2 protein-coding genes are annotated in these 2,512 nt (G+C 42.2%); both read right to left on the minus strand.

Annotated elements, in window-relative coordinates; genetic code table 11:
* Positions 1–135: 135 nt before the first annotated feature.
* The gene (locus MXE28_RS11355; RefSeq protein ID WP_226974697.1) at positions 136–921 is read right to left on the minus strand and encodes a RibD family protein; all 786 of its coding nucleotides are present in this window, start codon (positions 919–921) and stop codon (positions 136–138) included.
* A gap of 138 nt (positions 922–1,059) precedes the next feature.
* Complete coding sequence (locus tag MXE28_RS11360; protein ID WP_226974698.1) at positions 1,060–2,226, minus strand: iron-containing alcohol dehydrogenase; 1,167 nt, start codon at positions 2,224–2,226, stop codon at positions 1,060–1,062.
* Positions 2,227–2,512: the final 286 nt, after the last annotated feature.

The raw sequence follows: 2,512 nt of genomic DNA on the forward strand, positions 1-2,512 counted from the left end.
AATTTATTGGGATTAACTAAAAAAGCCACACACACTTTTTGTCCTATAAGCCTATATTTTTGTTCTATACGTTTTAGCCGTAATCATCGCTGCGATATTAGTTATCGCTGTGATGTTAGCCGTGCAAGAAAGCTCTTATTTATGAGCCTCAATCATGCCCATTACTTCTTTATAGGTCGGATCGTTATCGAAGTCGAAATCTACTTTTTCACCAACCTGCCAACGAATCCATACGGCATCGTCTTCCATGATTTCAACGCTCAATGGTTTAAAGAGAATCGGCTGATCCTTCGTAATGCCCGGTTTGGCCATGAAGAGGGTCTGCGTTGTCGTACTGCCGTCCGCAGCCGGTGCAATCACCTGGCTCACTTCGTCAACGAGACCGGCCTGTAGGAAACTCCAATTAAGCACGGCACCGCCGCCGAGCATCATTTTTTCAACCTTGAGGACCTCTTTAATTTTTTCACAAGCAAGGGCTAAATCAACGGAATCCTTACCGCAGATTAAATAGCTGATGCCTTTTTGACGAAGGAAATCTTTATAACTATTCGGCGTAGCTTCCGTTAAGATCGACACTACATGAGGCTTCATATCACCATCTTCCGCCGTGTTATCCTGCCATGCCAATTTCCCCTTGCTGTCAATGGCAATCATGAACTGGCCCGCTGACGCGCCCTCAGCAATAAAGTCGCCCGCCGGAACCTCAGCCGCCGCTTCATTCACCTGTGGTTTTTCATAATACGTAAAATTATCATCAATCGTAGTACGGCCTAAAATAAGCGCTTGGTACTGATATTTCTGATGTTGCACTAAATCAAAAGAATCGCCTTCATCGACGGCATCGGGGCGCCAAAGGTATTTCCCCATGATTTTACCGTCCAAACTCGTTTCCATATGGCAAAAAATATAAGGTCTCGTCATCACACTGTATCCTTTCCTTTAAGGTATAACCTAAGCTCAAACTTACGATATAACCTAATCTCAAGCTTACGGTATAACATAATCTCAAGCTACGGTATAACATAATCTCAGCCTACAATATGGCTCAATATGCGGAAATTATAAGCTGGCTTTTAAAACAGCTACGACTTCATCACGTGTCAATACTTTGTAGCCGCCTTTAAGAATGAAAGTAGCATCGGCAATGCCTTCAATCATGTCAGGCGTAACGCCAAGTTCGGTTAAGTTCATAACCACACCGATTTCACGCATGTAATCCGCCATAGCATCTAAACCGGCCAGCGCAATTTCTTCATCCGTTTTACCGGTTGGATCTACATTCCATACATTCAAGGCATAGCGTTTAAACTTAGGCAAGCCGTCCTGTAAAATATGTTTGTAGTACGGAATGGAAACAGCGGCCAAGGTCATACCGTGAGTAGCATCGGTATACGCACCTACCGCCTGACCAAGCATGTGAACCATCCAGTCGCCCGGTTTTCCCATATGAGTGAATGTGTTCAGTGCCCAAGTGGCTGTCCACATAATATTACTGCGTGCTTCATAGTCCTTAGGATTTTTCACGGCAATGCGCGCACTGTGAATCACGGAACGCAAGAGCCCTTCAATTACATAATCCGATGTATTATCATCGGTACCGGAGAAGTATTGTTCCAATAGGTGAGACATGATGTCAAAGAACCCGGCTACCATCTGATACGTAGGCAAAGTATAAGTGTAAGTAGGATCTAAGATAGAGAATTTAGGAAATACATTAGCACCGAATACATGGCCGATTTTTAATTTTTTAGCCGGGTTCGTAATAACAGAGCCACCGTTCATTTCAGAGCCTGTGCCTACCATTGTTAAAACAGTACCTACCGGTACGATTTCACAATCTACATCCTCCATGCGTTCAAAATATTTTTCCCATGGGTCTTCTTTACAATTAACCGATACCGACACGGCTTTCGCATAGTCAATAACGGAACCACCGCCGACAGCCAAGATAAAATCTACATTACCTGCTTTAGCTCGTTCTACGCCTTCATATAATTTATCTACCGTAGGATTAGACATAACACCGGCATCTTCAGTTATCGTCTTGCCGTTGGCTTTTAAAATCTCAACCACTTGATCATAAAGTCCCGATTTTTTAATAGAGCCGCCACCATATACAAGAAGAACATTCTTACCAAACTTCGGCAGTTCCTGATTCAATGATTCCAATGCATTTTGACCAAAATGAATTCGAGTCGGATTTTCAAAAGTAAATGTACCTAACATAACGTATCCTTTCCTTTCTTTTACACCACGTATTCCAAATTATAAAAGTAATTCTGCCTTGGATTGCCGACTGATACTACGCCGGTCCACGGGCAACAAAAGAAATATATAGTATTACACGGCCAAATAGCTTTTATTTACATGCTAGCTATCAACGCCTATATTTATATTTTACTCCTTAGAGTTGACTTCAAGTCAAGCAAATAAAAAAGAATTTGAAAAAGTGAACCTTGTAGTGACCCCAAAAAGTTAGACTTTTATTTCCGAGAAGCCTGAATAGGTTTCT

Origin of the sequence: Veillonella sp. KGMB01456, assembly GCF_023051165.1 — a bacterium.
GTDB lineage: Bacteria > Bacillota > Negativicutes > Veillonellales > Veillonellaceae > Veillonella_A.

Coding starts and splice junctions, on each gene's coding strand:
- MXE28_RS11360 (WP_226974698.1), bottom strand. CDS start 2,226: ATGTTAGGTACATTTACTTTTGAAAATCCGACTCGAATTCATTTTGGT.
- MXE28_RS11355 (WP_226974697.1), bottom strand. CDS start 921: ATGACGAGACCTTATATTTTTTGCCATATGGAAACGAGTTTGGACGGT.